Source organism: Psychrobacter sp. CAL346-MNA-CIBAN-0220 (assembly GCF_040309805.1).
Lineage (GTDB): Bacteria > Pseudomonadota > Gammaproteobacteria > Pseudomonadales > Moraxellaceae > Psychrobacter.
The window spans coordinates 1-241 of the sequence record NZ_JBEOPF010000672.1; the positions used below are offsets into that span (position 1 = coordinate 1).

Here is a 241-nt window from a genome sequence, read left to right on the forward strand (position 1 = left end):
TTGTTACTCAGCTCATCTTTAGTTGCGCCCTCATTGGTACCACGACGAAGTATTGATACTGCAGGCTTGGCAACTTGTACCAATGAATGGATATCTTTGTTGAGTTGATGCGGGTTTTTACTCACAAAAGCGCTAGCCACTTCACCGATACGGTTATTAAATCTAAAAGTAAGATCCAAATGCGTTTCGCTGGCATGGCCAAAATAACGTTTAAATTGAGTCGTTAAACGGACATCTGCAC

At 41.9% G+C, this 241-nt stretch carries 1 protein-coding gene; it reads right to left on the reverse strand.

The annotated features are described in order from the left end of the window. Positions 1–241: hypothetical protein (locus AAEY88_RS15270; protein WP_350563751.1), on the reverse strand; the 241-nt coding region annotated here is incomplete at both ends.